The sequence below is a fragment of the Nocardia jejuensis NBRC 103114 genome (assembly GCF_001613145.1).
Lineage (GTDB): Bacteria > Actinomycetota > Actinomycetes > Mycobacteriales > Mycobacteriaceae > Nocardia > Nocardia jejuensis.
In genome coordinates, this window is record NZ_BDBU01000043.1 from 33031 (window position 1) to 58109 (window position 25079).

25 protein-coding genes are annotated in these 25079 nt (G+C 67.8%); 10 read left to right on the forward strand and 15 right to left on the reverse strand.

Features of this window, described 5'->3' with window-relative positions; all coding sequences use genetic code 11:
* Positions 1 to 107: 107 nt before the first annotated feature.
* Complete coding sequence (locus tag NJ1_RS29030; RefSeq protein WP_067700222.1) at positions 108 to 566, reverse strand: MarR family winged helix-turn-helix transcriptional regulator; 459 nt, start codon at positions 564 to 566, stop codon at positions 108 to 110.
* A 120-nt stretch (positions 567 to 686) separates the two neighbouring features.
* Here NJ1_RS29030 and NJ1_RS29035 point away from each other — a divergent pair, with 120 nt between their 5' ends.
* Both NJ1_RS29035 and NJ1_RS29040 read left to right on the forward strand, forming a co-directional pair.
* Positions 687 to 1058: a VOC family protein gene (locus NJ1_RS29035; protein ID WP_067700225.1), complete on the forward strand. Its 372-nt coding sequence runs from the start codon at positions 687 to 689 to the stop codon at positions 1056 to 1058.
* Between the two features lie 255 nt (positions 1059 to 1313).
* Positions 1314 to 1682, forward strand: a complete 369-nt coding sequence (locus tag NJ1_RS29040) for an SH3 domain-containing protein (protein ID WP_067700228.1) — start codon at positions 1314 to 1316, stop codon at positions 1680 to 1682.
* A gap of 112 nt (positions 1683 to 1794) precedes the next feature.
* Here the strand turns inward: NJ1_RS29040 and NJ1_RS29045 are convergent, their stop codons facing one another.
* Complete coding sequence (locus NJ1_RS29045; protein ID WP_169813221.1) at positions 1795 to 2103, reverse strand: hypothetical protein; 309 nt, start codon at positions 2101 to 2103, stop codon at positions 1795 to 1797.
* Between the two features lie 172 nt (positions 2104 to 2275).
* On the reverse strand, positions 2276 to 2518 hold the full coding sequence (locus NJ1_RS29050) for a DUF3039 domain-containing protein (RefSeq protein ID WP_067700234.1): 243 nt from the start codon (positions 2516 to 2518) through the stop codon (positions 2276 to 2278).
* A gap of 198 nt (positions 2519 to 2716) precedes the next feature.
* Between NJ1_RS29050 and NJ1_RS29055 the strand changes: the two genes are divergently transcribed.
* Complete coding sequence (locus tag NJ1_RS29055) at positions 2717 to 3070, forward strand: DUF3099 domain-containing protein (RefSeq protein WP_067700524.1); 354 nt, start codon at positions 2717 to 2719, stop codon at positions 3068 to 3070.
* Here the strand turns inward: NJ1_RS29055 and NJ1_RS29060 are convergent.
* Positions 3041 to 4354: an MFS transporter gene (locus NJ1_RS29060; protein WP_422615795.1), complete on the reverse strand. Its 1314-nt coding sequence runs from the start codon at positions 4352 to 4354 to the stop codon at positions 3041 to 3043. The genes NJ1_RS29055 and NJ1_RS29060 overlap by 30 nt on opposite strands.
* 224 nt (positions 4355 to 4578) lie before the next feature.
* Here NJ1_RS29060 and NJ1_RS29065 point away from each other — a divergent pair, with 224 nt between their 5' ends.
* Positions 4579 to 5673 carry a GlxA family transcriptional regulator gene (locus NJ1_RS29065; RefSeq protein ID WP_422615792.1) on the forward strand — a complete coding sequence of 365 codons (1095 nt, stop codon included), beginning with the start codon at positions 4579 to 4581 and terminating at the stop codon, positions 5671 to 5673.
* Between the two features lie 159 nt (positions 5674 to 5832).
* Positions 5833 to 6558, forward strand: coding sequence for a VOC family protein (locus NJ1_RS29070; protein WP_067700533.1), 726 nt, complete (start codon positions 5833 to 5835; stop codon positions 6556 to 6558).
* Between the two features lie 34 nt (positions 6559 to 6592).
* Here the strand turns inward: NJ1_RS29070 and NJ1_RS29075 are convergent, their stop codons facing one another.
* From NJ1_RS29075 to NJ1_RS29095, 5 genes are read right to left on the reverse strand one after another with little or no spacing between them, the layout of a single operon-like run.
* On the reverse strand, positions 6593 to 7168 hold the full coding sequence (locus NJ1_RS29075; RefSeq protein WP_067700236.1) for a F0F1 ATP synthase subunit B family protein: 576 nt from the start codon (positions 7166 to 7168) through the stop codon (positions 6593 to 6595).
* Positions 7165 to 7671: a F0F1 ATP synthase subunit B gene (locus NJ1_RS29080; protein ID WP_067700239.1), complete on the reverse strand. Its 507-nt coding sequence runs from the start codon at positions 7669 to 7671 to the stop codon at positions 7165 to 7167. Before NJ1_RS29080 ends, NJ1_RS29075 begins: the two co-directional genes overlap by 4 nt.
* A gap of 7 nt (positions 7672 to 7678) precedes the next feature.
* Positions 7679 to 7930 (reverse strand): F0F1 ATP synthase subunit C, encoded by a 252-nt coding sequence (locus NJ1_RS29085; RefSeq protein WP_067700242.1) that lies wholly within the window; start codon positions 7928 to 7930, stop codon positions 7679 to 7681.
* 45 nt (positions 7931 to 7975) lie between these two features.
* A complete protein-coding gene (atpB, locus tag NJ1_RS29090; protein ID WP_067700536.1) occupies positions 7976 to 8737 on the reverse strand; it encodes a F0F1 ATP synthase subunit A in 762 nt (253 codons plus the stop codon).
* A gap of 26 nt (positions 8738 to 8763) precedes the next feature.
* Entirely contained in the window at positions 8764 to 9144 is a 381-nt protein-coding gene (locus tag NJ1_RS29095) for a hypothetical protein (RefSeq protein WP_084478983.1), read from the reverse strand.
* 581 nt (positions 9145 to 9725) lie between these two features.
* On the opposite strand from NJ1_RS29095, the gene NJ1_RS29100 reads away from it, so the two are divergent.
* Both NJ1_RS29100 and NJ1_RS29105 read left to right on the forward strand, forming a co-directional pair.
* The gene (locus tag NJ1_RS29100) at positions 9726 to 11243 is read left to right on the forward strand and encodes a DUF7782 domain-containing protein (RefSeq protein ID WP_067700247.1); all 1518 of its coding nucleotides are present in this window, start codon (positions 9726 to 9728) and stop codon (positions 11241 to 11243) included.
* A 495-nt stretch (positions 11244 to 11738) separates the two neighbouring features.
* Complete coding sequence (locus NJ1_RS29105) at positions 11739 to 12707, forward strand: sigma-70 family RNA polymerase sigma factor (protein ID WP_067700250.1); 969 nt, start codon at positions 11739 to 11741, stop codon at positions 12705 to 12707.
* A 312-nt stretch (positions 12708 to 13019) separates the two neighbouring features.
* On the opposite strand, the gene NJ1_RS29110 is transcribed toward NJ1_RS29105, so the two are convergent.
* Positions 13020 to 13472 (reverse strand): VOC family protein, encoded by a 453-nt coding sequence (locus NJ1_RS29110; RefSeq protein ID WP_067700253.1) that lies wholly within the window; start codon positions 13470 to 13472, stop codon positions 13020 to 13022.
* 352 nt (positions 13473 to 13824) lie between these two features.
* Here NJ1_RS29110 and NJ1_RS29115 point away from each other — a divergent pair, with 352 nt between their 5' ends.
* Positions 13825 to 14709, forward strand: coding sequence for a helix-turn-helix domain-containing protein (locus NJ1_RS29115; RefSeq protein WP_245717629.1), 885 nt, complete (start codon positions 13825 to 13827; stop codon positions 14707 to 14709).
* On the opposite strand, the gene NJ1_RS29120 is transcribed toward NJ1_RS29115, so the two are convergent.
* Entirely contained in the window at positions 14706 to 15149 is a 444-nt protein-coding gene (locus tag NJ1_RS29120) for a TIGR03618 family F420-dependent PPOX class oxidoreductase (protein ID WP_067700259.1), read from the reverse strand. The two genes, NJ1_RS29115 and NJ1_RS29120, sit on opposite strands and share 4 nt — an antisense overlap.
* A gap of 202 nt (positions 15150 to 15351) precedes the next feature.
* Complete coding sequence (locus NJ1_RS29125; RefSeq protein WP_067700539.1) at positions 15352 to 16164, reverse strand: helix-turn-helix domain-containing protein; 813 nt, start codon at positions 16162 to 16164, stop codon at positions 15352 to 15354.
* A 95-nt stretch (positions 16165 to 16259) separates the two neighbouring features.
* Here NJ1_RS29125 and NJ1_RS29130 point away from each other — a divergent pair, with 95 nt between their 5' ends.
* Positions 16260 to 17111 carry an SDR family oxidoreductase gene (locus tag NJ1_RS29130; protein WP_067700262.1) on the forward strand — a complete coding sequence of 284 codons (852 nt, stop codon included), beginning with the start codon at positions 16260 to 16262 and terminating at the stop codon, positions 17109 to 17111.
* On the opposite strand, the gene NJ1_RS29135 is transcribed toward NJ1_RS29130, so the two are convergent.
* A complete protein-coding gene (locus NJ1_RS29135) occupies positions 17101 to 17673 on the reverse strand; it encodes a TetR/AcrR family transcriptional regulator (RefSeq protein ID WP_067700265.1) in 573 nt (190 codons plus the stop codon). The two genes, NJ1_RS29130 and NJ1_RS29135, sit on opposite strands and share 11 nt — an antisense overlap.
* Before the next feature lie 134 nt (positions 17674 to 17807).
* Here NJ1_RS29135 and NJ1_RS29140 point away from each other — a divergent pair, with 134 nt between their 5' ends.
* Positions 17808 to 19346: an MDR family MFS transporter gene (locus tag NJ1_RS29140; RefSeq protein ID WP_067700268.1), complete on the forward strand. Its 1539-nt coding sequence runs from the start codon at positions 17808 to 17810 to the stop codon at positions 19344 to 19346.
* A gap of 160 nt (positions 19347 to 19506) precedes the next feature.
* On the opposite strand, the gene ppc is transcribed toward NJ1_RS29140, so the two are convergent.
* Positions 19507 to 22269, reverse strand: coding sequence for a phosphoenolpyruvate carboxylase (gene ppc / locus NJ1_RS29145; RefSeq protein WP_084478985.1), 2763 nt, complete (start codon positions 22267 to 22269; stop codon positions 19507 to 19509).
* A gap of 103 nt (positions 22270 to 22372) precedes the next feature.
* A complete protein-coding gene (locus NJ1_RS29150) occupies positions 22373 to 25051 on the reverse strand; it encodes a bifunctional acetate--CoA ligase family protein/GNAT family N-acetyltransferase (RefSeq protein WP_067700542.1) in 2679 nt (892 codons plus the stop codon).
* Between the last annotated feature and the right edge of the window lie 28 nt (positions 25052 to 25079).

The window sequence follows — 25079 nt, forward strand, 5'->3', positions numbered from 1 at the left end:
ACTCCCAGCAAATTGGGAGTAAAAGAAACCGGACGCCCGTAAAGTTCCCCAGAGGTCCGCCGCCACTCCCGCCCAGGCAGGCGTCTCCCAAGTTCGCGGCGATCGATTCACCGGATGGTTTCGTCGGCGAGGCGTTGCAGGTAGCCGGCGAATCGGCGCCGGTCGCGCTCGCTCCACGCCGCGGTGAGCTGGTCGAAGCACTGGCGTTGCCAGTCGTGCGACGCGATCAGCAGATCGTGTCCGCTGTCGGTGAGTCGAACGACGACGCGGCGACGATCGCGAACGGAGTCGCCACGGACCAGGTAACCGGCATCGACGGCGTCACGCACCATGCGGCTGGCGCCGGAGTGGTCGAGACCGAGCTGCTCGGCGACATCGGTGACAGCTGCCTGCTCACCCGTCCGCAGCGCGGCGGCAACGGCCTCTACGACCTGAATGTGCTGCACCCGCCGCTGATCCGTGTCCGGTTCCTGGACGACTCGGGTGAGTGCCTGGATGCTCCAGCGACGCGACCAGAAACGGACCAGCCGGAACAGGGCCGGTCCACCATCGACCGTGTCGGCCATGGCCGAAGTGTTTCGAGCCTCGTGCGTATCCACCCTCGACATCGTATGCGATACGCATCTATATTTTTATGCGTATCGCATACAAATACTTTTTCGGGACCCACGAAACAGGAGGAAGCGATGTCTATCGTTCTCAATCACACGATCGTCCCGGCGGCCGACAAGCTCGCCGCGGCAACGTTTTTCGCCGAACTGATGGGGCTGACGGTGTCCGCTGTCGCCGGACCGTTCGCGCCCGTGCCGGTCAACGGCGATCTGACACTCGACTTCGACGACCGCCGGCGAGTCGAGCCCGGCCATTACGCCTTCCTCGTCGATGACGACACCTTCGACGCCGTACTGGGGAGGCTGGCGACCTGGCCTGCCGTGGAGTACGGCTCCGGCCCGGAACACGGGTGGGACCGGCAGGTCAACCACCTGGCCGGCGGGCGCGGGGTCTACGTGCACGCCCCCGACGGTCACAGCTACGAGCTGTTCACCGCCGTTCCCTGAGCCACAGGGTCGACGCCGGGCCGCTCCCGGCGCCGGTCATCGACCATCGGGAGACACTCCCTGGCAAGGTATTGCCGGCACCTGAGCAGCGCAGACCCCTGGTCATTCGTTCAGTTCACATCCCGGGCCGTCGCTTCGTCGCGAATTCCGCTGGCAACTAATTGCCAACGCACCTCTGTTGCCCAAACTTCTTGTGCCCCTTACGTTCTCCAGACCCGGCGACGTCAGATCCGCTGGGAGAGGAAAGGGATCCACATGAAGTCGAGAATTCTGCTCGCGGCCGCACTGACCTTCGGTTCGACCGGCCTGTCGCTGCTCACCGGCACGCCCGCCGCCCAGGCACAGCAGGCGTGCAACTGGTATCCGAGCACTTCGGGGCACGCGACCTGGGGTGACGCGACCATGGACGGCCCGTACAACTCGTACAACCTCTACACCGGAAACGCCTCGACCTGCGACAGAACCGGATACACCGTCGCCGAGGGCGCGGCCGTCAAGGTGATCTGCCACGAGAAGAACAACGCGGGCAACGAGTGGGCCTACATCCAGAACGGTGCGGGCCACCGCGGCTGGGTCTCGCGATCGAACATCAGCTCCTGGTGGCCGACCGTTTCCAACTGCTGACCCCGCCGCGCACCGCTGAGCCGGAGCCTTCCGGTACCGGCTGAACCTTCTTCATCGTGTCGCCGACGTGTGTGAACTCCGGAGTGCACGGGCGAGCCGGGCTCGGCGCACCTCACCGAGCCCGGCGAACCAGCGGCACGCGGAGTCGGCGGCGAGTGCCGCGCGGCGGCCGCGGTGCGCGGCGCGGGCGGGCGTAGCGCAGGACCTCCATCACTCGGTCCTCTGCGATGCGGAACTGTTGAAGATCGACCCGCAGACGCCAGGCGATCTCCGGATCACCGGCCTCGAGGACCGTCGCGCGCACCGGCAGGACGTAGCCCGCGATCCGCGCGTCCGAGAGCGCGAAAAGCACGCGGTAGACCTGTGATTCGTCCAGGTCCGCGAGCACTCCCCAGGTGCGGGCATCGAGCCCGTTACTCAAGCCGCGAGACGGAATCCACTGCGGAGCGACGCGTCGGCGCGCCCACGGATCGGGGACTTCCTGCGTTATCTCGAACTGGTCTCTCACAGTCCCCACATCCCATCCGGACCGGTCTACACGGCACCGGACCGAGTCCGGTGCCTGTCCCAGCGCGAGAACCTGCCGTCTCGAGCTAGTCCTTCTTCATCGTCTCGTAGATGCGTTTGCAGTCCGGGCATACCGGCGAGCCGGGCTTGGCCGACTTCGTCACAGGGAAGACCTCGCCGCAGAGGGCCACGACATGGGTGCCCATGACGGCGCTCTCGGCGATCTTGTTCTTCTTGACGTAGTGGAAGACCTTGGGGGCGTCGTCGTCGGTCTTCTCGTCGGAGGTGATTTCCGGACGTACCAGGGTGTCTGCGCTCACCCGATCCATGATGCCAGGATCGTGGCCGACAGGATGCGGGGAGGTGGGTTCGGAGCGTCGAGCGATACCGGCCAGATCAGGGCATGTGCATTAGACCGGCGTGAGTGCAAGACTCGAGGTATGCAGCGTGACGGCGAATCCCAGGCCGAGTCGAGTGCCGGCGGTGATCGCCCCGACGTCGAGATCCACCCCGCCGGCTCGATTCCGATGCCGCCGCGGCCGTCGGCGGGCTGCTTCCCCGGTGAGCAGGACCATCCCGCGCTGATCACCGAGGCCGCGACGTCGCTGGATCAGCAGCATCGCAACCGGGTGCGCCGGTACACGATCATCATGGCCTTCCGCATTCCGTGCCTGGTGCTCTCGGCGGTGGCCTACAGCCTGTGGGGCAACTGGGTGATCTCGCTGCTGATCATCGGAGTCTCGATTCCGCTACCGTGGGTCGCGGTGCTGATCGCCAACGACCGCCCGCCGCGCAGCAAGGAGGAGCCCAGTCGCTGGGACGGCCGCGAGGACGATCGCAAGGCACTCGAGTCACGCCCGCACAACTCCATCGACGGCTGAGGGCATCCGCCGGATACTCGCCGACAGCAATGCCGCGATCGCGCACAGCCCGCCCGCGATGAACCAGGCCGTGGTGTAGCTGCCCTGCACATCGCGGATCACGCCCGCGCCGAACGCGGCCAGCGCCGCACCGATCTGATGCGAGGCGAACACCCAGCCGAACGCGACCGGGCCGTCCGCACCGAAATGCTCGCGGCACAGCGCGACGGTCGGCGGCACGGTGGCGATCCAGTCCAGGCCGTAGAAGACGATGAACGCCCACATGCTCGGCTCCACATCCGGCGCGAAAAGCAGCGGCAACACCAGCAGCGACAGCCCACGCAGCGAGTAGTAGCCGACCAGCAGGTAGCGCGAATCCATCCGGTCGGTGAGCCAGCCCGAGGCGATGGTGCCCGCCACATCGAAGATTCCCACCAGCGCCAGCAGTCCGGCCGCCGTGGTCGCGGGCATGCCGTGATCGTGCGCGGCACTGACGAAGTGCGTGCCGATGAGCCCGTTGGTCGATGCGCCGCAGATCGCGAAACCGCCTGCCAACAGCCAGAACACGGGCTTGCGGACGATGGTGGCCAGCACGGTGAGCGCCCGCGACGCCCCGCCCGCGGCCTCGGTCCGAACCCCGACGGTGCTGCCGGGTTCGGCGCCGTACGCGGTGACGCCGATATCGCTCGGGAAGTCCCGGATGAACAGCAGCACCAGCGGCACGACGGCCAGGGCGGCTCCCGCGACCAGCAGCGCGGGCACCCGCCAGCCGTGATCGATGGCGAGCCGGGCGATCAGCGGCAGGAAGATCAGCTGACCGGTCGCTCCCGCCGCGGTGAGCACACCGGTGACGAGCCCGCGCTGCCCGACGAACCAGCGACCGGTGATGGTGGCCACGAACGGCATGGACATCGAGCCCACGCCGACGCCGACCAGCAGCCCCCAGGTCGCCATCAACTGCCACGGCTGGGTCATGAACACCGTCAGCCCACTGCCCGCCGCGATCAGCAGCAACGCGCAGGCGACCACCCGCCGGATGCCGAACCGATCCATCAGCGCCGCCGCGAACGGCGAAATCAGGCCGTACAGCAGCACATTCACCGATACGGCCGCACCGATCGTGCCGTGTGACCACCCGAACTCGGTGTGCAGCGGATCCATCAGCACGCCCGGCACCGACCGGAACGCGGCCGCACCCAGCAGCGCCACGAATCCGACCGCCGCCACGATCCACGCCGGATGCAGCTTGCGCGCCCGGCGCCCGGGACCGGGTATCCCGGTGCGCGGCAGGCCCGATTCCGACAGCGGCGCGGAGAGCACCGAGGCGGAGGCATCCGATGCCGCATCTCGCGGCGCGGATGCGGCTGTCGCCTCCGAGTGCTGCGGGGAACCCGTTGCGTCGGGCCGTGATCCGGAGATCGGATCGCTCGTCAGTTCGCTCACCGATCGAGCGTGACGGAAATCCGGCTCGCGTACGAGTGGCCTGAATGACACAATGCGTAAAGATCAAGCCAATCTTGGAGAGACCCATGCCCGTACCGGAGCAGACCATGCCGATCGAGAACTCCGACATATCGGGACAGCGCACCCGGCAGGACCGGACAGCCGCGCCCGGACCACATCTGGTGGCCGTCCTCGCGCTCGCCCCGCTCGTCGGGTTCGATATGACGATTCCGCCGACCGTGCTGGGCTCGGCCCGCGACGAGGACGGGAATCGGCTGTACGACGTGCGGGTGTGCGGGCTGAGCACCGAGGGGATCGCGACCACCAACGGGTACACGATCGTGCCGGAGTTCGGACCGGAGTTGCTTTCTCGGGCGGACACCGTGATCGTGCCGGGCACCCAGATTCCCGGACCGCGTACCCAGGGCGTCCTGCCCCGGGAGGTGGCCGCCGCCATGGCGAGTATCCGGCCCGATGCCCGGATCGTCTCGATCTGCACCGGTGCGTTCGTGCTCGCCGCGGCGGGAATGCTGGATGGCCGCAGAGCGACCACGCACTGGAACTTCGCGGACGCCTTCCGCGCCCTGTACCCCCGGGTCCGGCTCGACGAGAATCTGCTGTTCGTGAACGACGGAAACATCTGGAGCGCAGCGGGTCTCGCCGCGGGCATCGATCTGTGCCTGCACATCATCCGCACCGATCACGGCAGTGCGGCCGCCAACGGGGCCGCCCGGTACTGCGTGGTGCCGCCGTGGCGCGAAGGCGGGCAATCGCAGTTCATCGAACGGAACATCCCCGAGCCGGGCGCGGACGGCACCGCGCCCACCCGACTGTGGGCGCTGCGCCACCTCGGCCACGAGCTGGACCTCAATTCCCTTGCCGCCCACGCGCGGATGAGCGTGCGCACGTTCACCCGGCGGTTCAAGGCCGAGACCGGAATGGCGCCGGGCGCGTGGATCCTGCAGCAGCGGCTGCGGCACGCGCGGCACCTGCTCGAGACCACCGATCTGCCGATCGACGAGGTCGCGCGCGCGGCGGGCATGGGCACCGCCGCCTCGCTGCGCCACCACATGCGGACGGAGCTCGGCGTGCCGCCGCTGACCTACCGCAAGACTTTTCGCGCGAGTCCGGGTCGGCGAACGGGAGCGCTCACCGCGGCGCGCCCCGGGCTCGACGACTGACCTCGCGCAGCGTCCACGACCGCCCTCGACCCGCCCTCCACGACCGACCTCGACCGCGCTGCACGACCGATCACACGCGGCGTCCACGACAAACCTCCACACTGAACCCACGGGTGAGTACCGCGAGGAACAGTGTGTCCGCGAATGATGGGAGACAGCATGACGATTCGATGGATCTGGGCGTTCCTGGACCGTCCCACGGCGCAGTTCGAGCGATGCCTCGAGTTCTGGACGGCGGTCACCGGCACCACACCCTCGCCCCGGCGCGGTGAATTCGACGAATTCCTCACGCTGCTACCGGAATCGGGCGATCCGACTGTCAAGATGCAGGCGATCGGCGGCCCGCCGCGCGTTCATCTGGACCTGGACGTGGACGATGTGACGGCCGCGACCGAGCAGGCGGTGCGATTCGGGGCGACGATCGTGTTCGATCACCCCGACTACACCGTGCTCCGATCGCCGCACGGACTGATCTTCTGCTTCACCCCCGCGGGCGAGCACGGCACGCTCTCGCCCGTCATCACCGGCCCCGAAGGCGACCGGAGCCGACTCGACCAGATCTGCCTCGACATCGGCGCGGCGGATCACGAGAGCGAGGTCCGGTTCTGGACCGCCCTGACCGGGTGGACCTGGCGTCCCGGCACACTGCCGGAATACTCACGGCTGCAGCCGAATTCGCCACTGCCGATCAGCCTGCTACTGCAACGCCTGCGGGAGGATCGACCGACCTCGGCGCATATCGACCTGGCCTGCACGGATATCGAGGCGACGGCCGCATGGCACGAGAAGCTCGGTGCGCGCCGTCTCACCCGCGGCCAGGAGTGGCTGGTCATGGCTGATCCGACCGGTCAGCCATACTGCCTGACCGGCCGGATCCCGGCCTGAATTCAGTTCACCGCCACTGGTTTCCAGCGAGGCCTCACGGCCACTTCTGCTTCGGCTGCGGCCGAGCCTCCGAGGAGGAGTTGGCCAGCGCCTCGAGGTCCGCGAGGAACTTCTCGATGCTGTCCGAGCGCGCCTCGGGCGTGCTGACGTGCTCGCGCAGCTTTTCCTCGGTGAGGGCGAGCATGGCCGCGGACAGGTCGTTCTCCAGATCGCGAATCATCTGCCTGCGGTACTGCAGGATCTGATCGCGGCCCTGTTTACGGACCCGCTCGACCTCCATGGCGGCGGCCTCACGCATCTGCGCGATGATGCGGTCGGCATCCTCCCGGGCCTCCTCGCGCATGCGCTGGAGTTCGGCCTGGGCCTCGGCAACCGCACTGTCGTAGGAGGCCTTGGCTTCGCTGAGCCGGTCGGCGGCCAGCTCGCTCTCCTCCAATTGCCGCCGGACGGTGTCCTGCGCCTTGGTCATGATCTTCTTCACCGGGGGCACAACGTATTTGACGATGAACCAGACGATGACAGCGAAGCCGAACAGCTGGCTGAAGAACACCGGCCAATCGAAGGTGATGTCGTAGACGCCCTCGGCCAGAATGCTGTCGGTGAGGATCATTCGGACCCCCGTCCTCTCTGCTGGCCGGCACTGGACCGGGGTCGATCTTTCACACCGAGCATTCGATCCGCCAGATCTTGCGCGAGCGGTTCGACGGATTCCCGGAGTTCGGCGGATACCTGGTCGGCTTCGGCGCGAAGGTGTGCCGTGGATTCGGCCACTATGTGGTCGGCTTCGCTCTGCGCCTGACCGCGCATCTGTTCGAGAATGGTCCGACCTTCCGCGCGTGCCTCATTGCGGATTTCGGCCGCTTCCGCGCGTGCCTTCTCCATCGCCGACTCGTACCGCGATTTGGCCTCGGCGAATACCTCGCCTGCCTGCTTCGCGGTCGCGGTCGTCTCGTCGACCCGCGCTTCGCGTTCCGCCAGCACCTGCCGGATCGGCGGAACGACGAAGAACCAGATGACTCCGAGCACGATCAGGAAGATCGATAGCTCGACGAAGAAGGTTCCGTTGGGAATCAGGAAATTCCCAGCGGCCTCCACATCAGTTCTCGGAGACATGATCTCGTCACTGACCGGGAGTGGCGAATACGAAAAGCGCCATGAACGCTAGATTGATGAAGTACGCGGCCTCGACCAAACCGACGGTGAGGAAGAAGCTACCGCGCAGACGACCTTCCGCCTCGGGCTGCCGCGTGATGCCTTCGATCAGCGCGGCGCCGGCGAGACCGTCACCGATTCCCGCGCCGATCGCACCGCCCGCCATAATGATGCCGCCGCCGATGAGGGCGCCCTGGACGATACTCGGATCTGCTGCCATTATTTCACTTCCTCTTGAAGAGATATCCCCGAACGGCAGTGCCGATCAGTGCTTTTCATGCTCCAGCGACATCGACTGGCTGAAGTACAGGACGGTCAGCAGAGAGAAGATGAATGCCTGAATTCCACCGACGAAGAGGTCGAACAGTTTCCAGATGGCATTCGGACCCCAGCTGATCCAGAACGGGAACAATGTGATCACCGCGATCATGACGCCGCCGGCGAACATGTTGCCGAAGAGTCGCAACGCGAGGGAGAGCGGTTTCGCGATTTCCTCGATCACATTGATGAAAACCATGGGGCCCCAACCGGTGTGACCCTTGAGTAATTGCTTGACGTGTCCCAGCGGGCCGCGCCGCCAGACACCCGCGGCCTGATAGGCGAACAATACGAACAACGCCAGCGCGAAGGTGAAGTTGACGTCCGAGGCGGGCGGTGCGATCAATTCCCCGGAGCCGTATTGCACCGGCAGGATGGACAGCCAGTTCGACAGCAGGATGAAGGTGAAGAGCGTCACCGCCAGCGGCAGCGCGAACGGCGCGACCTTCATGCCGATCGCCGTCTCCACCTGGGTGCGCATCTGCACGGTGACGGCCTCGAAGAACAGCTGAACACCGTTGGGCACCCCGGAGGTGATCTTTATCCGCAGGTAGAAGGCCAGTCCGAGGACGATGAGCGCCGCGACGGTCGTCGAGACGATGGTGTCGACGTTGAAGTCGAGACCCCACAGGTGTGCGACCGCGTGATCACCGACGTGGATCTTCGGTTCCGACTTCTCCTCCGCGAGCAGGGAAATCGGTCCGGACATCGGCGGAAGCGAAGTGATGGGAATGCTCATGATTGTTGGCGGAGCCCTTTCACTTCGGGCAGCACGGTCAAGAGAACGATAATGACTTGGAACATGGCCAGTCCGAAGAAGATCCCGATGCCATCGGGTCGGGTGAGGATGGCCACGACAATCGACAGACCCGTCAGGATGCCCAATCGACCCGCCGAGGAAAGAGCCAGTTTTTGTTTGCTGGGAGTTTCCGAATCGGTGATGTGGACGATGTACATCCACGTGAGTCGGGCGTTGCCCCAACCGAGTACGAGACCGGCGTCGATGAAAACACCCAGTAACAATCGATCGAGCGCCCCGGTGGTCATCAGAGCCAGTACACCGAACACGGTGGCAATTGCCGCCGCACGGCGCATTTGGAGCCTGTTGACGTCCACTTGCGACACCGCCTTGCAGTCATCCCACCTCGTAGTGGGGCCTAACATGATCAATAGCATACACAGACGACTCTCGTTGCATGACAACAATTCTGATCTTCAAAATCTTTGATCTTGATGCTCCGAAACGTCTTTCAGCGACATTTCAGCGACGGCGATTCGATGCGGTTGCCGCACAGTCCTTTCCGCTCCAGCGCCGGTCAGGGCACATGCGGTATAGTTGATCTTGTGCGAGAGCGAACAATCCGCACCCCTGGACAGCGCAGAGCGAACGTTAGCGGGCATCGACACACTATTCGTAAGTCGCGCACCGAATTTCGCTTATGGATGTCCCATTGGATGTTAATGGCATTGCAAGCCAAAGTAATTCGCAGGTAAAAGTAGTAATTGTTCGGTAAAGATAGGCTTCGCGTTGGACCATGAGTCCCGGTGCCTCGAGGGTCCGTCCCACACCGGCGAACCGGTCACTGGAGCGAGCTCCCCCGCGGCACCGGAGCCCGTCGGCCACACCGCAGTGACCGACCTCGGGAACCGAGCCCGCCGACGAACGCCCGAGAGTTGCGGTGGCAGAGTTCCGGTCCATGCCGACGAATCAAAGGACCGCCTCGTCCCTGCTCGCCGACCTCGCACCGGACCTGCGCGCCGCTCTGATCCGTGTCGGATACGACGCCGACACCCTGTTGGAAGCACTCGGCGATCCGGCCCACAGCGCGCTGGGCCGCTCGGAACCGGTTCCGGTCCGCCGCGCCGCCGCCGACCTGGGAGAGCTGGGCACCCTGGTTCGGCTGCTGCTGCTGGGCGACCCGCTCCCCGAACCCGACGTGGCCGCCGCACTCGCCCCCGTGGACCCGGAACGAGCGATCGCGGCCGGGCTGCTCCACCGAGACGGCGAACTGCTGCGCGCCGCACTCGATCTGCGCCCGCTGGATCTGGGGCACGGCGCGCGCTGGGTGCTGTCGGATCTCGACGACTCGATGCGGCGTCGCGCACTGGACGCCGATCACGTACTCGGCGTGGGCCAGGCATCGCTGTCACTGCTGCGTGCCACCCCGACCCGGCACACCGGCTCCGTGCTCGACCTCGGCACCGGCTGCGGCATCCAGGCCGTACATGCGGCGGGCTACGCCGACACGATCACCGGCACCGACGTGAACGCGCGAGCGCTGTGGCTGGCCGAGGCCACCGCCGCACTCAACGAACTCGAGTTCGAACTACTGGAGGGGTCCTGGTTCGAACCGGTCGCGGGCAGGCGCTTCGATCAGATCGTGGCCAATCCCCCGTTCGTGGTCGGGCCCGCCCGCGTGGAGCACACCTATCGGGACTCCGGACTGGCGCTGGACGGCGCCAGCGAACTCGTCGTCTCCCGCATTCCGGAACTGCTGAACCCCGGCGGCACCGCGGCCATGCTGGCGTCCTGGGTGCACGTGGTGGGCGAGGACTGGCGCGCCCGGGTGTCGAGCTGGCTTCCGGACCACGGTGTGGACGCCTGGATCGTGCAGCGTGATGTCGCCGATCCCGCCCTCTATGTCGGAACCTGGCTGCGGGACGCAGGATTGGATCCGCGCGAGGACGACGCCCAGGCCAAGGCGCAGCGATGGCTGGAGGCCTTCGAGGCGGCCGAGGTCACCGGCATCGGCTTCGGTTTCGTCTATCTCCGTGCGATCGACGGACCGACCGAATTGCTGGCCGAAGATCTCACCCACGGTTTCGACGATCCGCTGGGTGAGGAGGCGCTGCGCTACTTCGAGCGCTCCGCGTGGCTGCGGGCCGCGGCCGCGGATCCTTCGAGCATCCGGTCCGCGCGGTTCGAGGTCGATCCGGCGACCGCGCTCGAGCGCGTGTACCTGCCGGGGCACGAGGGCTGGGATCAGCGCGTGGCCCGGCTGCATCGCGGGGACGGACCGCGCTGGCAGCACGAGGTGGACGACACCACCGCCGCGCTGCTGGCCGGCATGCGGCCCGACGGACTGCCGCTGAGCGAACTGGTGGAACTGCTCGCCTACAGCGAGACGGGGGATGCGGCGACGCCGGAGTTCGAGAGCGCGGTGCTCGGCGTCGTGGTGGGACTGGTCCGGCACGGGTTGATTCATCCGCGCTGAGGTCCTCCGCTCCGACTTTCTCCGCACCCACTTTCTGCGCGCCGACCTTCTCCGCGGCGGCACATTTCCCTCTCGATCACATCGGCCGCCGGATGATCCGCTCATCCGGCGGCCGGTTGTCTGTCCGGTCACATCCCGATAGCGATCATGCATGATCCACATCACAATCGGCGTGGTGCGGTGTTTCCCCGGGGAATGCCTACGACCTGCGCATCGTTGCACCGAACGCTCCGAAAAACCGCCTTCGCGCCTGGCCCGTTCGCTCGTATTCGATTGCCGCGCTCGGAAGTTCGAGTTATAGACGGCAACCAATGGGAAACCGGACGTCAGCCCGCCGGAGACATGCGTTCCCCGGAGCGCGCCCTTCTCAGGAACTTCTCAGACGGATGCCGTGAAAACCGCAGCTCAGATACGGTTTACGAACGGCACGGCGGGGAACTTTCTTGATGTCGGGTCCGTTGAACGGAGCGAGACACCACCGACAGGAGGCAAGTCATGACCAGCCCCGCCACCACTTACGTGCGCCCCAGCGAACAGGACCTCGACGCCCAGAGCCCCGCCGCCGACCTGGTACGCGTGTACCTGAACGGAATCGGCAAGACTGCACTGCTCACGGCCGCCGACGAGGTCGAGCTGGCCAAGCGCATCGAGGCGGGCCTCTACGCGCAGCACCTGCTGGAAACGGGTAAGCGGTTGTCCGCACCCAAGAAGAAGGATCTCGCGATCCTGATTCGTGAGGGCCAAGCGGCCCGCCAGCACCTGCTCGAAGCGAACCTGCGCCTCGTGGTCTCTCTGGCAAAGCGTTATACCGGCCGCGGCATGCCGCTGCTGGACCTGATCCAGGAGGGCAACCTGGGTCTCATCCGCGCGATGGAGAAGTTCGACTACACCAAGGGCTTCAAGTTCTCGACCTACGCCACGTGGTGGATCCGTCAGGCCATCACCCGCGGCATGGCCGATCAGAGCCGCACGATCCGCCTCCCCGTCCATCTGGTGGAGCAGGTCAACAAGCTGGCCCGGATCAAGCGGGAACTGCATCAGCAGCTGGGTCGCGAGGCCACCGACGCCGAACTCGCCAATGAATCCGGCATTCCGGTCGAGAAGATCGCCGATCTGCTCGATCACAGCCGCGATCCGGTGAGCCTGGACATGCCGGTCGGCAACGACGAAGAGGCGCCGCTGGGCGACTTCATCGAGGACTCCGAGGCCACCTCCGCCGAGAGCGCGGTCATCGCCGGTCTGCTGCACCGCGACGTCCGCGTCGTACTGGCCACCCTCGACGAGCGGGAACAGCAGGTCATCCGCCTGCGCTACGGCCTGGACGACGGCCAGCCCCGCACTCTCGATCAGATCGGCAAGCTGTTCGGCCTCTCGCGCGAACGCGTCCGCCAGATCGAGCGCGAGGTCATGACCAAGCTCCGCAAGGGTGAGCGCGCGGACCGCCTCCGCGCCTACGCCAGCTGATCCGACTCCCGGCCGCACGCTTGTCGCGCGCGATCGGGCTGAAGACCCCTGAGTTCCCGCCGGAACTTCGGGCCGTCCCTCGAGGCGCCGGCCCGATACGCGCCGGTCGGTTCCGCTACCCGTACGTCCCCCTCCGGGTAGCTCGGACCGGCCGGCGTTCTTGCGCGCCAAGCACTCTCGCGCCAGTAACCTCGGCCCTCCCCCGAGAACCACGGCCCTCTCACGACAGTACGCTCGCGGGAGCGCTCTCGCATTCGTGCGGGCACCGTCCGGAAGACGTTGCGCGACTTCGAGAATCGAAAGCCCTGCGCTCTAGGCCGCGCAGAACTCGTTGCCCTCCGGATCCTTCATGACCCACCAGTGCCCGGCCGGGCCGTTGTCGAACTCCTCGACACGCGTCGCCCCCAGCCCCTCGAGCCGCGCGACCAACTCCGCGAGATCCGCTGTCCCCCGGTGGATATCGATGTGCAGGCGGTTCTTCACCGTCTTGCCCTCCGGCACATCTTGAAACAGCAGCCGCCGCCCCTGCCCGACTCCGCTGACGGGATCGAACGGATCTTCCGGATGCCGGACCCCGGCATAGCCTCGGAAGATCGTGCGCCCACCGTGCTCGGTGACCGCGTCCGCCGGAAGATGCCCAGCGGCGAGCAGCTGCTCGATGAGTGCGCTCGGATCCTCCACCTCGTACTCCAGCGCCGCCGCCCAGAAATCCGCGAGCGCTGCCGCGTTACGGCTGTCGATAACCAGCTTCCAGTTCAATGCCACACCCGGAACCTATACCCCGGCACCGGTGTCGGTCGATCAGCAACACCGGTCAGGAGCGACTGCGGGTCCCACAGGCCGCCGGGGTCTTGCGCACACTCGAAAAGGGTCGAAGTGCCTGCGGGTCCGTCCGCCCGCACGGTGCGGCAGCGGGGCGGCACCCTCGCGTCGAGCAGAGCCGCATCGGCTGTGCTGGACGAGGGCCGGGTGAACGCCGCCGGGAAACCCGACAATCCACGGCTGCGCATGATCGACGACCCGGTCGCCGCGTGGCCGCGCGCGTCCGCGATCGCCGAGCCCCCCCCGGGGGGGGAGTGGTTCGGCGACGACACTCTCGGCGAGGTGGGCCGTCGGGGTGAATACGCCGTCGACCGCGCCTACGATCGAAGAGGTGGAGGCGACCGGCGGGGCGGGTGCGATCAGCGGATGGGAGATCGCGCGGCCGGGCGCGGGCCGGGGGCTACCGGGAATCGATATGGCGGGGTTCATGATTCGTGCGGGTGCGGCCACCGAGATTCGGGCTGTTCCGCATCCGGCGGTGACGGTGATCGTGGAGTTCGGGGGACACGCGTTTTCGGTGGACGATGGGCGTGGCGGCGGCATGTCGGAGAGTCTCGCGCTCGGATTGGCGTCGAGCTCGTTTCACGCGCGGGCCGACGGGATCGGGTGTGTGCAGATTCGGTTGTCGCCGATCGCGACTCGGGCGGTGCTCGGGGTGCCTGCCGGGGAGTTGGGCGGCGGGCTCGTCGCGCTGGAGGATTTGTGGGGCGGGGAGGCGGCAGCGCTGCGCGAGCGACTTCATCACGCGCGCACCTGGTCCGCCCGGTTCGCGGTCATGGACGACGTCCTGCGCGGGAGGATGCGGGTCGAGTCCGCTGTCGATCCGGAGGTGGCGTGGGTGTGGCGGCAGATCCTTCGCGGCCGGGGGCGTGCACGCATCGCCGAGCTGGCCGCCGAGACCGGGTGGAGCCGGCAGCGCCTCTGGTCCCGGTTCGATGCGCAGATCGGGCTCACGCCCAAGCGCGCGGCCATGCTGATCCGCTTCGATCACGCGGTCCACCGGTTGGCACGCGGTCAGTCGCCCGCGCGGGTGGCGGCGGACAGCGGTTACGCCGACCAGTCACATCTGCACCGTGACATCCGCGCGTTCACGGGTACGTCACCGGCCGCCTCGGCGCGGGAGCCTTGGTTGGCCGCCGATGACACCGCATGGCCCGCAGGCACTTCGGCGCGGCTCTAGGCGTTCCCGTAGACGCGCTCCGGGTGAACGAACACCACAGCCCGGCGATCCTCGGCCATGACGCGGTCGTATTCGTCCCAGTCGTCGTGGGTTCCCCCGGCCGCGGTGAACACCTCGCGCAGCAGCAGCCGTAGGCGTTCGGCGTCGATGCCGGGAACCTCGTCATCGGGACCGGCGATCCACACCGTCCCCTCCACGGTCACCCAGTGCCAGCCGGCCCGGCCGACAACGGTCATGCGGGGCCGCGCGCGCAGGTTGGCCAGTTTGCGCGTGCCGCCGCGAATCACCATGCACACGACGTCCGCACCGGTCTCGGGGTGTTTCATCACACCCGCATTGACCACGGAGGATTGGATCGTGCCGTCCGCCCGCTGGGTCGACACGACACAGAGCCCATGATCACCGGCGATCAGCCGGGCGAAATCCGCGAGTTCACTCACCGCTGAAGTCTATGACCCGCGGCCACCATCGGGCACCCACGAGGAGGACTCGCACGGACCGTGGGGCGCCCGGCTCCCCGACACCCCGGCCGGCCATCCGGATCTGCCGACGACGACCGCGATGTCGCGTCATCGACACACCGCGCCGAGCGATGTGTAACCACACCGGATCTATCCCGAAGCGAGGCAACGGGTTTCACACCTACCCGGGAAACTCGCTCAGTGGGGCGCATGGGGTGGGGACGGGCAGGTGTCCCTTGACGAAGCCCGCGGGCGGCACGCCCATGAGGGAGCGAAAGTCCGAGGTCAGGTGGGATTGGTCGAAATAGCCTGTTGCCACGGCTATATCGGACCATGGGGTGTTGCCCGCGGCGGCCAGAACGCGGCGCAGGCGCAGGATGCGGGCGTAGTGCTTGGGCGAGAGGCCGGTGCCCACGGTGAAGAGCGCGCGGAGTTGGCGTTCGCTGACGGCGAGGGTCGCGGCCAGGGTGGTCAGCGAAGCGGAGCCGGTCGCCATGGCGTCAACGGCGGCGGTCAGCAGGCGACGGTGCGCGAGGCGCGTGGCGTTCTCCGTAAGACGCTGCGGGAGTGCGGATTCCAGGAATGGAACGATCTCGTGCGGAGCCAGTTCCGCCAGGGTGTCGGCCAGATCGGCGGCGGGACCGGGTACCTCGCGCAGCCGGAAGGCGCGGTCGGTGAGGTCCGCGGCGGAAAGTCCGAGCAGCGGGCGGGCGGCGCCGGGAGCCAAGCGCAGCCGAGTACACCCGGCCGGTTTGTCGGCGTCGGCATAAACAGCCTTCGTGCGCGAGCCGAGCACGAAGGCATCGCGACGGCCGGATTCCTGCGTGCGGAGCACCAGCGTGATCGCGGTCTGGGGAACGTGCGCGAGCGGGCCGATCGGTTCCCGCACGGTCGGGATGTGGCCGATCTCGGAGATCCAGGGGCGCAACGATTCCGGAGTCACGACGGCTCGCTCGAATCCCTCTGCCGTCACGACGGGGCTCGGGTGCAGCATCGTGGTCACGTGATCGACTCTAGACGGGCTCGATGCCGCAGATCGTGCCGATTTTTCCTATAGCGCGGCACGGTCGCCGGGGCACCGTTGTTGCCATGATCGTGATTACCGGTGCCACGGGCACCATCGGCAGTGAGATCGTCCGACAGCTGATCGAGCGGGGCGTGAAAGTACGTGCGGTGACTCGCGATCCGGACCGGGCACGGTTTCCCGGCGGCGTGGAGGTGGTGCGCGGCGACTATGCGGACACCGCCTCGATGGCCGCCGCCATGACCGGCGCGGAGGCGGCGTTCCTGGTCGGGCTGCTCGGCCCGGACTATGTCGAGCTCGATCGCGCTCTGGTCGCGGCGGCCCGGGACGCGGGCGTACGGCGCGTGGTGAAGTTGTCGGCGATCGGCACCGGCGACGCCGCGCTCGGCCGGGTCGGCACCTGGCATCTACCGGGCGAGCAGGCGGTCCGGGACAGCGGTGTGGCGTGGACGATCCTGCGGCCCAGCAGTTTCGCCTCGAACACCTTCAGCTGGATCGACCCCGTCCGCGCGGGCGGGCCGGTGCCGAACCTCACCGGTTCGGGTGCGCAGGGGGTGATCGATCCGCGCGATGTGGCGGCGGTGGCGGTCGCGGCGCTGCTGTCGCCGGACCACGACGGACGCGTCTACACCCTCACCGGTCCGCGGGCGCTCACCGCGCACGAGCAGGCCGCCGCCCTGTCCGAGGCGCTCGGCCGACCGATCGAGGTGATCGACGTCCCGCTCGAGACCGCACGCGAACACATGCTCGCGGCCGGTATGTCCGCGGAGTTCGCCGACGGGGCGATGGCGGGGCAGGCGTATGTGCGCGAGGGCGGGAACGCGCGCGTCACCGGCGATGTGGAAGCGGTGCTCGGCCGTCCCCCGCGCGGTTACGCGGAGTGGGCTCGCGACCACGCGGCGGCGTTCACCGGGTGAGCGCCGCACCCCAGCCGTTCTCGAGAAGATCGAAGATCCGCTCGAGGTCTCCGGCGGGGTCCGCGCTGCGGCGGGACACCTCCACGGCGCCGAGGACGAAGTGGGCCAGTGCGATCAGTGCGATGTCGTCCGGATCGCGCCCGACGTCCTCGGCGATCGCCCGCGCGAAGGCGCCCTCGTGGCGCTGCCACATGCGCCGGAAGTAGTCCGCGAGCACCGGGGTGTCCCGGATGAGCCGCATGAACGCGTGCATCTGCTCGGTATCGGCGGGCCTGGGCCGGGACAGGAACGCGTCGCGCAATCCCTGCAGCACGGTTCGCCCGGGTGCGCGATCGCGGACGGCCGCGACCAGTTCCGCCTCACGATCGGCGTCGAGGTCGAACACGAGCGATTCCTTGCCGTCCGGGAAGTGCGCGAACAGCGTCGGCACCGAGACGTCGGCGGCCTCGGCGATCTCCTTCACACTCACCGCGTCGTAGCCGCGGTCCAGGAACAGCCGCAGGGCGGCATCGGCCAGCGCCTGCCGGGTCAGGGCCTTCTTTCGCTCGCGGAGTCCACTCATGAACCCACCTTAGCGGGGTTGTCTTAGTCATACAATTTTTTAATTGGTTGAATTTCTTTAGTCGTTATGGTTTTCTGAAATCGGATGCCGACCGGCGTCACGGAGAACTCGAACGAATGAAGGGAGGGACCGCTATGACCGGATTTCCCGCCGCTGTGGCGGCCCCGCGCAATGCGCGCTGGATCCTGCTCGGCGTCATGCTCGCGATGCTGCTGGGCATGCTCGACAACATGATCATCGGCACGGCCATGCCGACGATCGTCGGCGAACTGGGCGGCCTCGAACACCTGTCCTGGGTGGTCTCGGCGTACGCGCTGGCCACCGCCGCATCCACGCCCATCTGGGCCAAACTCGGCGACATCTTCGGCCGCAAGCCGAACTTCCTGACCTCGATCGTGGTCTTCCTGATCGGCTCGGGACTGTCCGGCGCGGCCCAGACCATGGAGCAGCTCATCGGCTTCCGCGTGCTGCAGGGCATCGGCGCGGGCGGGCTGGCCGCGGGCGCGTTCGCCATCATCGGCGAACTGATCCCGCCGCGCGAACGCGCCAGGTACATGGGCATGACCGCCTCGGTGATGGCCCTGGCCACCATCGGCGGGCCACTGGTGGGCGGATTCGTCACCGACCACCTCGGCTGGCGCTGGGCGTTCTACCTGAACCTGCCGCTGGGGCTGATCGCCCTGGTGTGGTGCCACGCCATGCTGCACCTGAACGCGAAGCGCCCCAACGTCAGAATCGACTATCTCGGCGCCGCACTGCTGACCGTCACCATCTCCGCGATCGTGCTGGTGACCACGTGGGGCGGCACCCAATACGCCTGGGGCTCACCGCAGGTGCTCGCCGCCCTCACCGTCGCGCTGCTCGGAATTCCCGCGTTCATCTGGTCCCAGCGACGCGCGAGTGAGCCGATCATCCCGCTGAGCCTGTTCGCCAGCCGCAATTTCGTTCTGACATCGGTGCTTTCGGTGGTCGCCGGGGTGGCCATGTTCGGCGCGGTCAGTTTCCTGCCGCTGTTCCAGCAGACCGTGCAGGGCGCGTCGGCCTCCAACTCGGGACTGTTGCTGCTGCCGATGATGGTGCCGATCATCGTGGTCTCGCAGATCGCGGGCCGAGTCATGGGCAAGACCGGGCGATACAAGGTGTTCCCGATACTGGGCGGCGTGTTCCTGACCGCGGGCAGCATCGCGCTGGCCACCATGGGAACCGACACCAGCCGCCTGATGTCCGGAATCTACATGGCGCTGCTGGGCGCGGGCATGGGCTTCCTCATGCAGATGACCGTGCTGATCGCGCAGAACAGCGTGGAGATGAAGGACATCGGCGCGGCCTCGGGCACCTCGACGCTGTTCCGGACGCTCGGCGGTTCCTTCGGTGTGGCGCTGTTCGGCGCCCTGTTCAACCGACAGGTGAACGCGGCGATGTCCGGACAGGCCGGGGGCGAGGCGGTGCACGGATCGCAGTTGGATCCGACAATGCTCGCAAAGCTGCCCGCCACCGTGCGCGACGCGTATCTGCACGGCGTGGCCTCGGGGATGCACAGCATCTTCCTCTGGGCGGCCGTGCTGTGCGGGCTCGGACTGGTGGCCGCGCTGTTCATCGTGGAGGTACCGCTGCGACAGGCCGGTCCGCCACAGTCGGCCGCACCGGCGAAGGAGCCGGTCAGCCAGGCATGACCGCTCCGTGAACGACTGCCGCACCGGCGTTTTCGGCCCGCACCCGCGAGGTGCGGGCCGATGTCGGCTCCGCACACCCCACCGGTTCCGGTCGGACGGCCCGAGCGCCACGAGGGCGGCCGACGGGTTCCGGTGCGGTGACAGCGCGTGGGGTCTCGGCCTACCCGGAGTTGCGCAGGGCCGTGGCCAGACCGTTCATGGTCAGCAGGATCCCACGTTCGACGAGCTCGGACGCGTCTCCCGCGCGGCGGCGGCGCAGCAGTTCGACCTGGAGCTGATTGAGCGGCTCGAGGTAGGGGAAGCGGTTGTGGATGGATTCCGCCAGCGCCGGATTGTCCGCGAGCAGTTCGTCGGAACCGGTGATGGCGGCGTATACCCGCCGGGTGCGGGCGAACTCGTCGCAGATCATGCCGAAGACGTTGTGGCGCAACGCTTCATCGGGCACCAGTTCGGAGTAGATGGCCGCGATGTCCATATCGGCCTTCGCCATGACCTGAGCCAGATTCGACAGCACGGTCTGGAAGAACGGCCAGCGCTGATACAGATCGCGCAGCGTGGCCAGCCGGGCCGGGTCCTCGCCGATCCATTCCTCGAACGCCGAACCGGTGCCGTACCAGCCGGGCAGCATGACGCGGGACTGGCTCCACGCCATCACCCAGGGAATCGCCCGCAGATCCGATACCGAACTGGTGGGCTTGCGCGAGGCGGGGCGGCTGCCCAGATTGAGATCGGCCACCTCGGCGATCGGGGTCGAGGCCCGGAAGTAGTCGACGAAACCGGGAGTGTCGTGCACCAGCCGCGCATAAGCCCGGCGAGCCAGCTCGGCGAGCTCGTCCAGCACCTCGTAGGCGGGCTCGGCCTCGTCGCCCAGCCCCTCGACGTCGAGCAGCGTGGATTCGAGCGTGCCCGCGACCAGCGCCTCGAGATTGCGGTAGGCGGTGCCGGATTCGGCGTACTTGGTGGAGATGACCTCACCCTGCTCGGTCAATCGCAGCGAACCGCGCACCGCACCGGCGGGTTGGGCCAGGATGGCGTCGTAGCTGCGGCCGCCACCGCGACCGACGGTGCCGCCGCGACCGTGGAAGAGCCGCAACCGGATTCCGGTCTTGCGCGCGGTATCGACCAGATCCAGTTCGGCCCGGTACAGGGCCCAGTTCGCGGCCAGATACCCGCCGTCCTTGTTGGAATCGGAATAACCCAGCATCACCTCCTGCCGCATCCCGCGCGCCGCCACCAGGCGCGCATAGGCGGGCACCTCCAGTGCGGCGGAAAGGATTTCGGCGCCGTGCCGCAGATCCTCGATGGTCTCGAACAGCGGCACCACACCGACCGGGCTCACCGGCCCGGAGTCGGCGTCGCCCGGGTCGAGGATGCCGGCCTCCTTCAGCAGCAGCGCCGCCTCAAGCATGTCGCTGACCGAGGTGCACATGCTGATGATGTAGTTGGGCACCGTATCCGGGCCCAGATCCTCGAGCGCGGTCCGGGCGGCGCGCACCACCGCCAGTTCCTTGGTCGCCAGCTCACTGAGTTCGGCGTGCGGCCCGACCAGCGGACGGCGGGTGGTCAATTCGGCGGCGAGCAGTTCCACCCGCTGCGCCTCGTCCAGCGACGCATAGTCCGAATGCACTCCGGCCCAGGCGAACAGCTCCGCGACCACCTGCTCGTGCATCTCGGAGTTCTGCCGCATGTCCAGGCCCTGCAGATGAAAACCGAAGGTCTGCACGGCGGCTCGCAGCGCGGCGAGCTGATCGTCGGCCAGCAGACCGTCGCCCGAGGCGCGCATGGCGGTATCGACCGTGTCCAGATCGGCCAGGAGCCCCTCCGGTCCGGCGTAGGGTTCGGCGGCGACATCTATTCCGTCGGCGGGGATTTCGCCCAGGGACCGGCGGGCCGAGGAGCTCAGCCGCGCCCGGATCGCGCGTATGGCACGGCGGTACGGCTCGTCCGCGCGCTGGGGGGAATCGTCGAAATCGGCGTCCGCGAGTGCGGCGAGCTCCGGGGTCACCGGCACCAGCCGGGCCGACTGCGACAGCGACTTCTCCAGCTCCACCAGCGAGGTCAGGTATCGCTCGAAGACGACCGTACCCGCGCGATGGGTGGCGCGGTGCACCACGTCGGCGGTGACGTTCGGATTGCCGTCGCGGTCGCCGCCGATCCAGGAGCCGGGCCGCAGGATCGGCCGGGACAGCAGCTCGTGCTCGGGGTAGCGGGCGCGCAGCGCGTCGCGCACCTGCTCGTTGATGCGCGGGATGACCTCGAACAGAGTCAGGTCGTAGTATCGCAGCCCGACCTCGATCTCGTCCTGAATCCGCAAGCGTGCCAAGCGAATCAGCGCAGCACGCCACAGTTGCAGCACCTGGCGGCGGATATCGGTCTCGATCAGCGCGTACTGCGGCTCGTGCTCGCTGTAGCGCTGGCGGCGGCGCATCAGCTCGGTGATGCGGGCCTGCACGTCGAAGATGGTGCGCCGCCGGGTCTCGGTCGGATGCGCGGTGATGACCGGGGACACCAGGGCATCGGTCAGCAGGTCGGCGACCGTGTCGCCGTCCGGTGCGGCCGCGTCCAGCTTGTCGTAGGTGGCGGCCAGGCTGGAATCCTGCGGCCGCTCCCCCGCGCCGACGTGCACCGCGCGCCGCCGATCGCGCTGCAGGTCCTCGGCGAGATTGGCCAGCAGCAAAAAGTGGCTGAAGGCGCGGATCACCGGGATGGCGGTGGTGATCTCCACATCGCGCAGCATGTCCGCGACCGCGTCGCGGTCCACCTCCGAACGCCGGATCTTGAAGGCCTCCACCCGGACCCGCTCGATGAGGTCGAACACCTCGGCGCCCTCGTGGTCGCGAATGATGTCGCCGAGGATCCCGCCCAGGAACCGGATATCGTCGCGCAGTGGCGCGGTGGCGGTCTCGATCTGGTCTTCCCGCACAGTGATCACCTCTCCATACCTTCGAATCCCTACCTGTGAATCTTGGGGTGTACGTGGGCCGTTCGGCCCGGCGTGTGTCCCACACCATTCGATACCGTGTGTCTCACACCATTCGGCGCGGCCCGATGTCGAACCGATTGGGTTCGGGCCCGATTCGCACCCGGCCGTAGAGCACCGCCGCCCCCTCCGGAGAGGCCAGCACCGGTTCGCACTGCAGCTCCCGCACCTCCGGCAGGTCGTCGCACAGCGCCGAAATCCGTTGCGCCAGTTCGGCCAGCGCGCCGCGGTCCACCGGTTTGCCGATATCCCGGCCGCGCACGGTGCCCGAGAGCAGCGGGGCCGCGCGGGGCGCGTCGATGAGCTCGGCCGATTCGGCCTCGGTCAGCGGCAGTGCCCGGTACACGCGATCACCGAGCAGATCGATGATGGTGCCGGACAGGCCGAATCCGATCACCGAGCCGAAGGACGGGTCGTCCTGCACCCGGAAGGTGCATCCGACGCCCTTGGTGGCCATGCGCTGAATGTGCACCGGATTGCCGGAGATCTCGGCCAGATCGGTGTACGCGCGCCGCACCGCGTCCGGGCGCCACAGGTCCAGGCGCACCCCGGTCAGATCCGGCCGATTGCGCCACATCTCCCCGGTGGCCTTCGCCGCGACCGGGAATCCGAGTTCCTCGGCGGCGGCCACGGCGGATTCGGCGTCCTTGACCTCCCGGAACTCCTCGATGCGAATTCCGTAGCAGCCCAGCAGTTCCGCTGCCTGCAGATCGCTGAGCCAGTGATCCACCTCCGGGGACATCCACTCGGCCACCAGTTCCCGGGCCCGCGCGGTCCCGAGGCCCTCGGGCCGCGAGATCGGTGAGATCGGGCGGGTGCGCCAGTCGGCGTAGCGGCGCACCCGCGCCAGCGCCCGGGCGGCGCGCTCGGGATCGCCGAACGACGGGATGGAGCCGCGCTCCAGAATGCCGCCGGGACCACGGGTGGCGAGCAGGTTGGGCATGCCCTGATCGGCGACGAAGGTGGTGAGAACCGGTGTCTCGGGTCCGGATCGAGCTCCGGAGAGAATCGCCTCGGCGAACGAGGCGACCGCCATGGGGACCGGCGGCGAGTAGATCACGATCACCGCGTCGACGATCGGATCGATGACCGCGGCCGCCACCGCGGCCAGGTAGTCCGACGGACTCGCCTGCGGTCCCAGATCGATGGGTTCGCCGACCTCGAGCCCCTCGCCGCGCGCCGCGTCCACGGCCAGCCAGCTCAGCGCGGCGCTGTTGCCGATCACCGCGAGCCGGGGCCCGGCCGGGAGCGGCTGATAGGCCAGCAGCATGGCGCAGTCGAACAGCTCGGTGATCGAGTCGACCTGGATGATGCCCGCCTGCGCGAACAGGTTGCGCACCAGCGAGCGGTCCAGATCCGGTTCGCCCTCCACGCGTGCGCTGTTGCGGCCGCTGTTCACGGCCACAATGGGTTTCGTGCGCGCCACCCGGCGGGCGATGCGGGAGAACTTGCGCGGATTGCCGAAGGTCTCCAGGTACAGCAGCACCACATCGGTGTCGGGATCGTTGTCCCAGTACTGCAGCAGATCGTTGCCCGACACGTCGGCGCGATTACCGGCCGACACGAAGGTGGACAGGCCCAGCTGGCGGGCGGCGGCCTCCCCGAGAATGGCCGCGCCCAAAGGTCCGGACTGACAGAAGAATCCGATCCGCCCGCGCCCCGGCAGCACCGGAGCGAGCGTGGCGTTCAACGCGACCGCCGGATCGGTGTTCGCGATACCCAGCGCGCTCGGCCCGACCACCCGCATACCGTGCGCGCGAGCGGCGTTCACCAGATCGCGTTCGGCGGCGTAGCCGCGCGGGCCGGTCTCGGAGAAGCCGGCCGTCAGCACGACCAGGCCCTTGACGCCCTTGGCCATGCAATCGTCGAGCACGGAGCCGATCTCGGCGGCGGGCACCGCGATCACCGCGAGATCCACCTCGTCCGGGATGTCGCGCACGGTCGGGTAGGCGCGCACGCCGCGCACGGCGGTGCGAGTGCGGTTCACCGGGAACACCGGCCCCTGGTACGCCCCGGACAGCAGATTGGCCAGCACCGCACCGCCGACCCGGCTGGTGGCCGGGGTCGCGCCGATGACGGCCACCGAGCGCGGCGCGAGCAGGTTCCCGACGCTGCGCGCCTCCGAGGCGCGCTCGCGGGAATCACGCACGGACTGCAGCGCTTCGGTCGGGTCGATGGCGAATTCCAGGTGCAGCACCGAGCCGTCACGGCTGCGCTGCACCTGATATCCGGCATCGCGGAACACGGTCACCATGCCGTTGTTCTCCGCCAGCACCTCGGCGACGAAGCTCTCGATGTCGTTCTCCGCCGCCGCGCCGTTGAGGTGCTCGAGCAGAATCGATCCGAGTCCGCGACCCTGATGCTCGTCGGCGACCACGAAGGCCACCTCGGCGGCGCGCGGACCAGGTCGATCGGCCAGGAACTCGTACCGCCCGACCGCGAGGATGTCCTCGCCCAGTTCGATGACCAGCCCGACCCGGTCGACGTAGTCCACGTGGGTGGTGCGGTACAGATCCTTGGGCGTCATGCGCGGGTACGGCCCGAAGTACCTCAGGTAGCGGGTGCGGTCGGAGAGGCGTTCGTGGAACCGCTCGAGTTGTTCGGCATCGTCGGGGGTGATCGGCCGCAGCCGCACCACCCGGCCGTCCGAGGCGAGCACGTCGGCGAACCAGTGTTGCGGTGGCGGAGGCGGATTCAGCGGCGTGCCCGGGGTGTCCGGAGGCAGCGGCGGTGGGGGTACCGGCACGGAATCG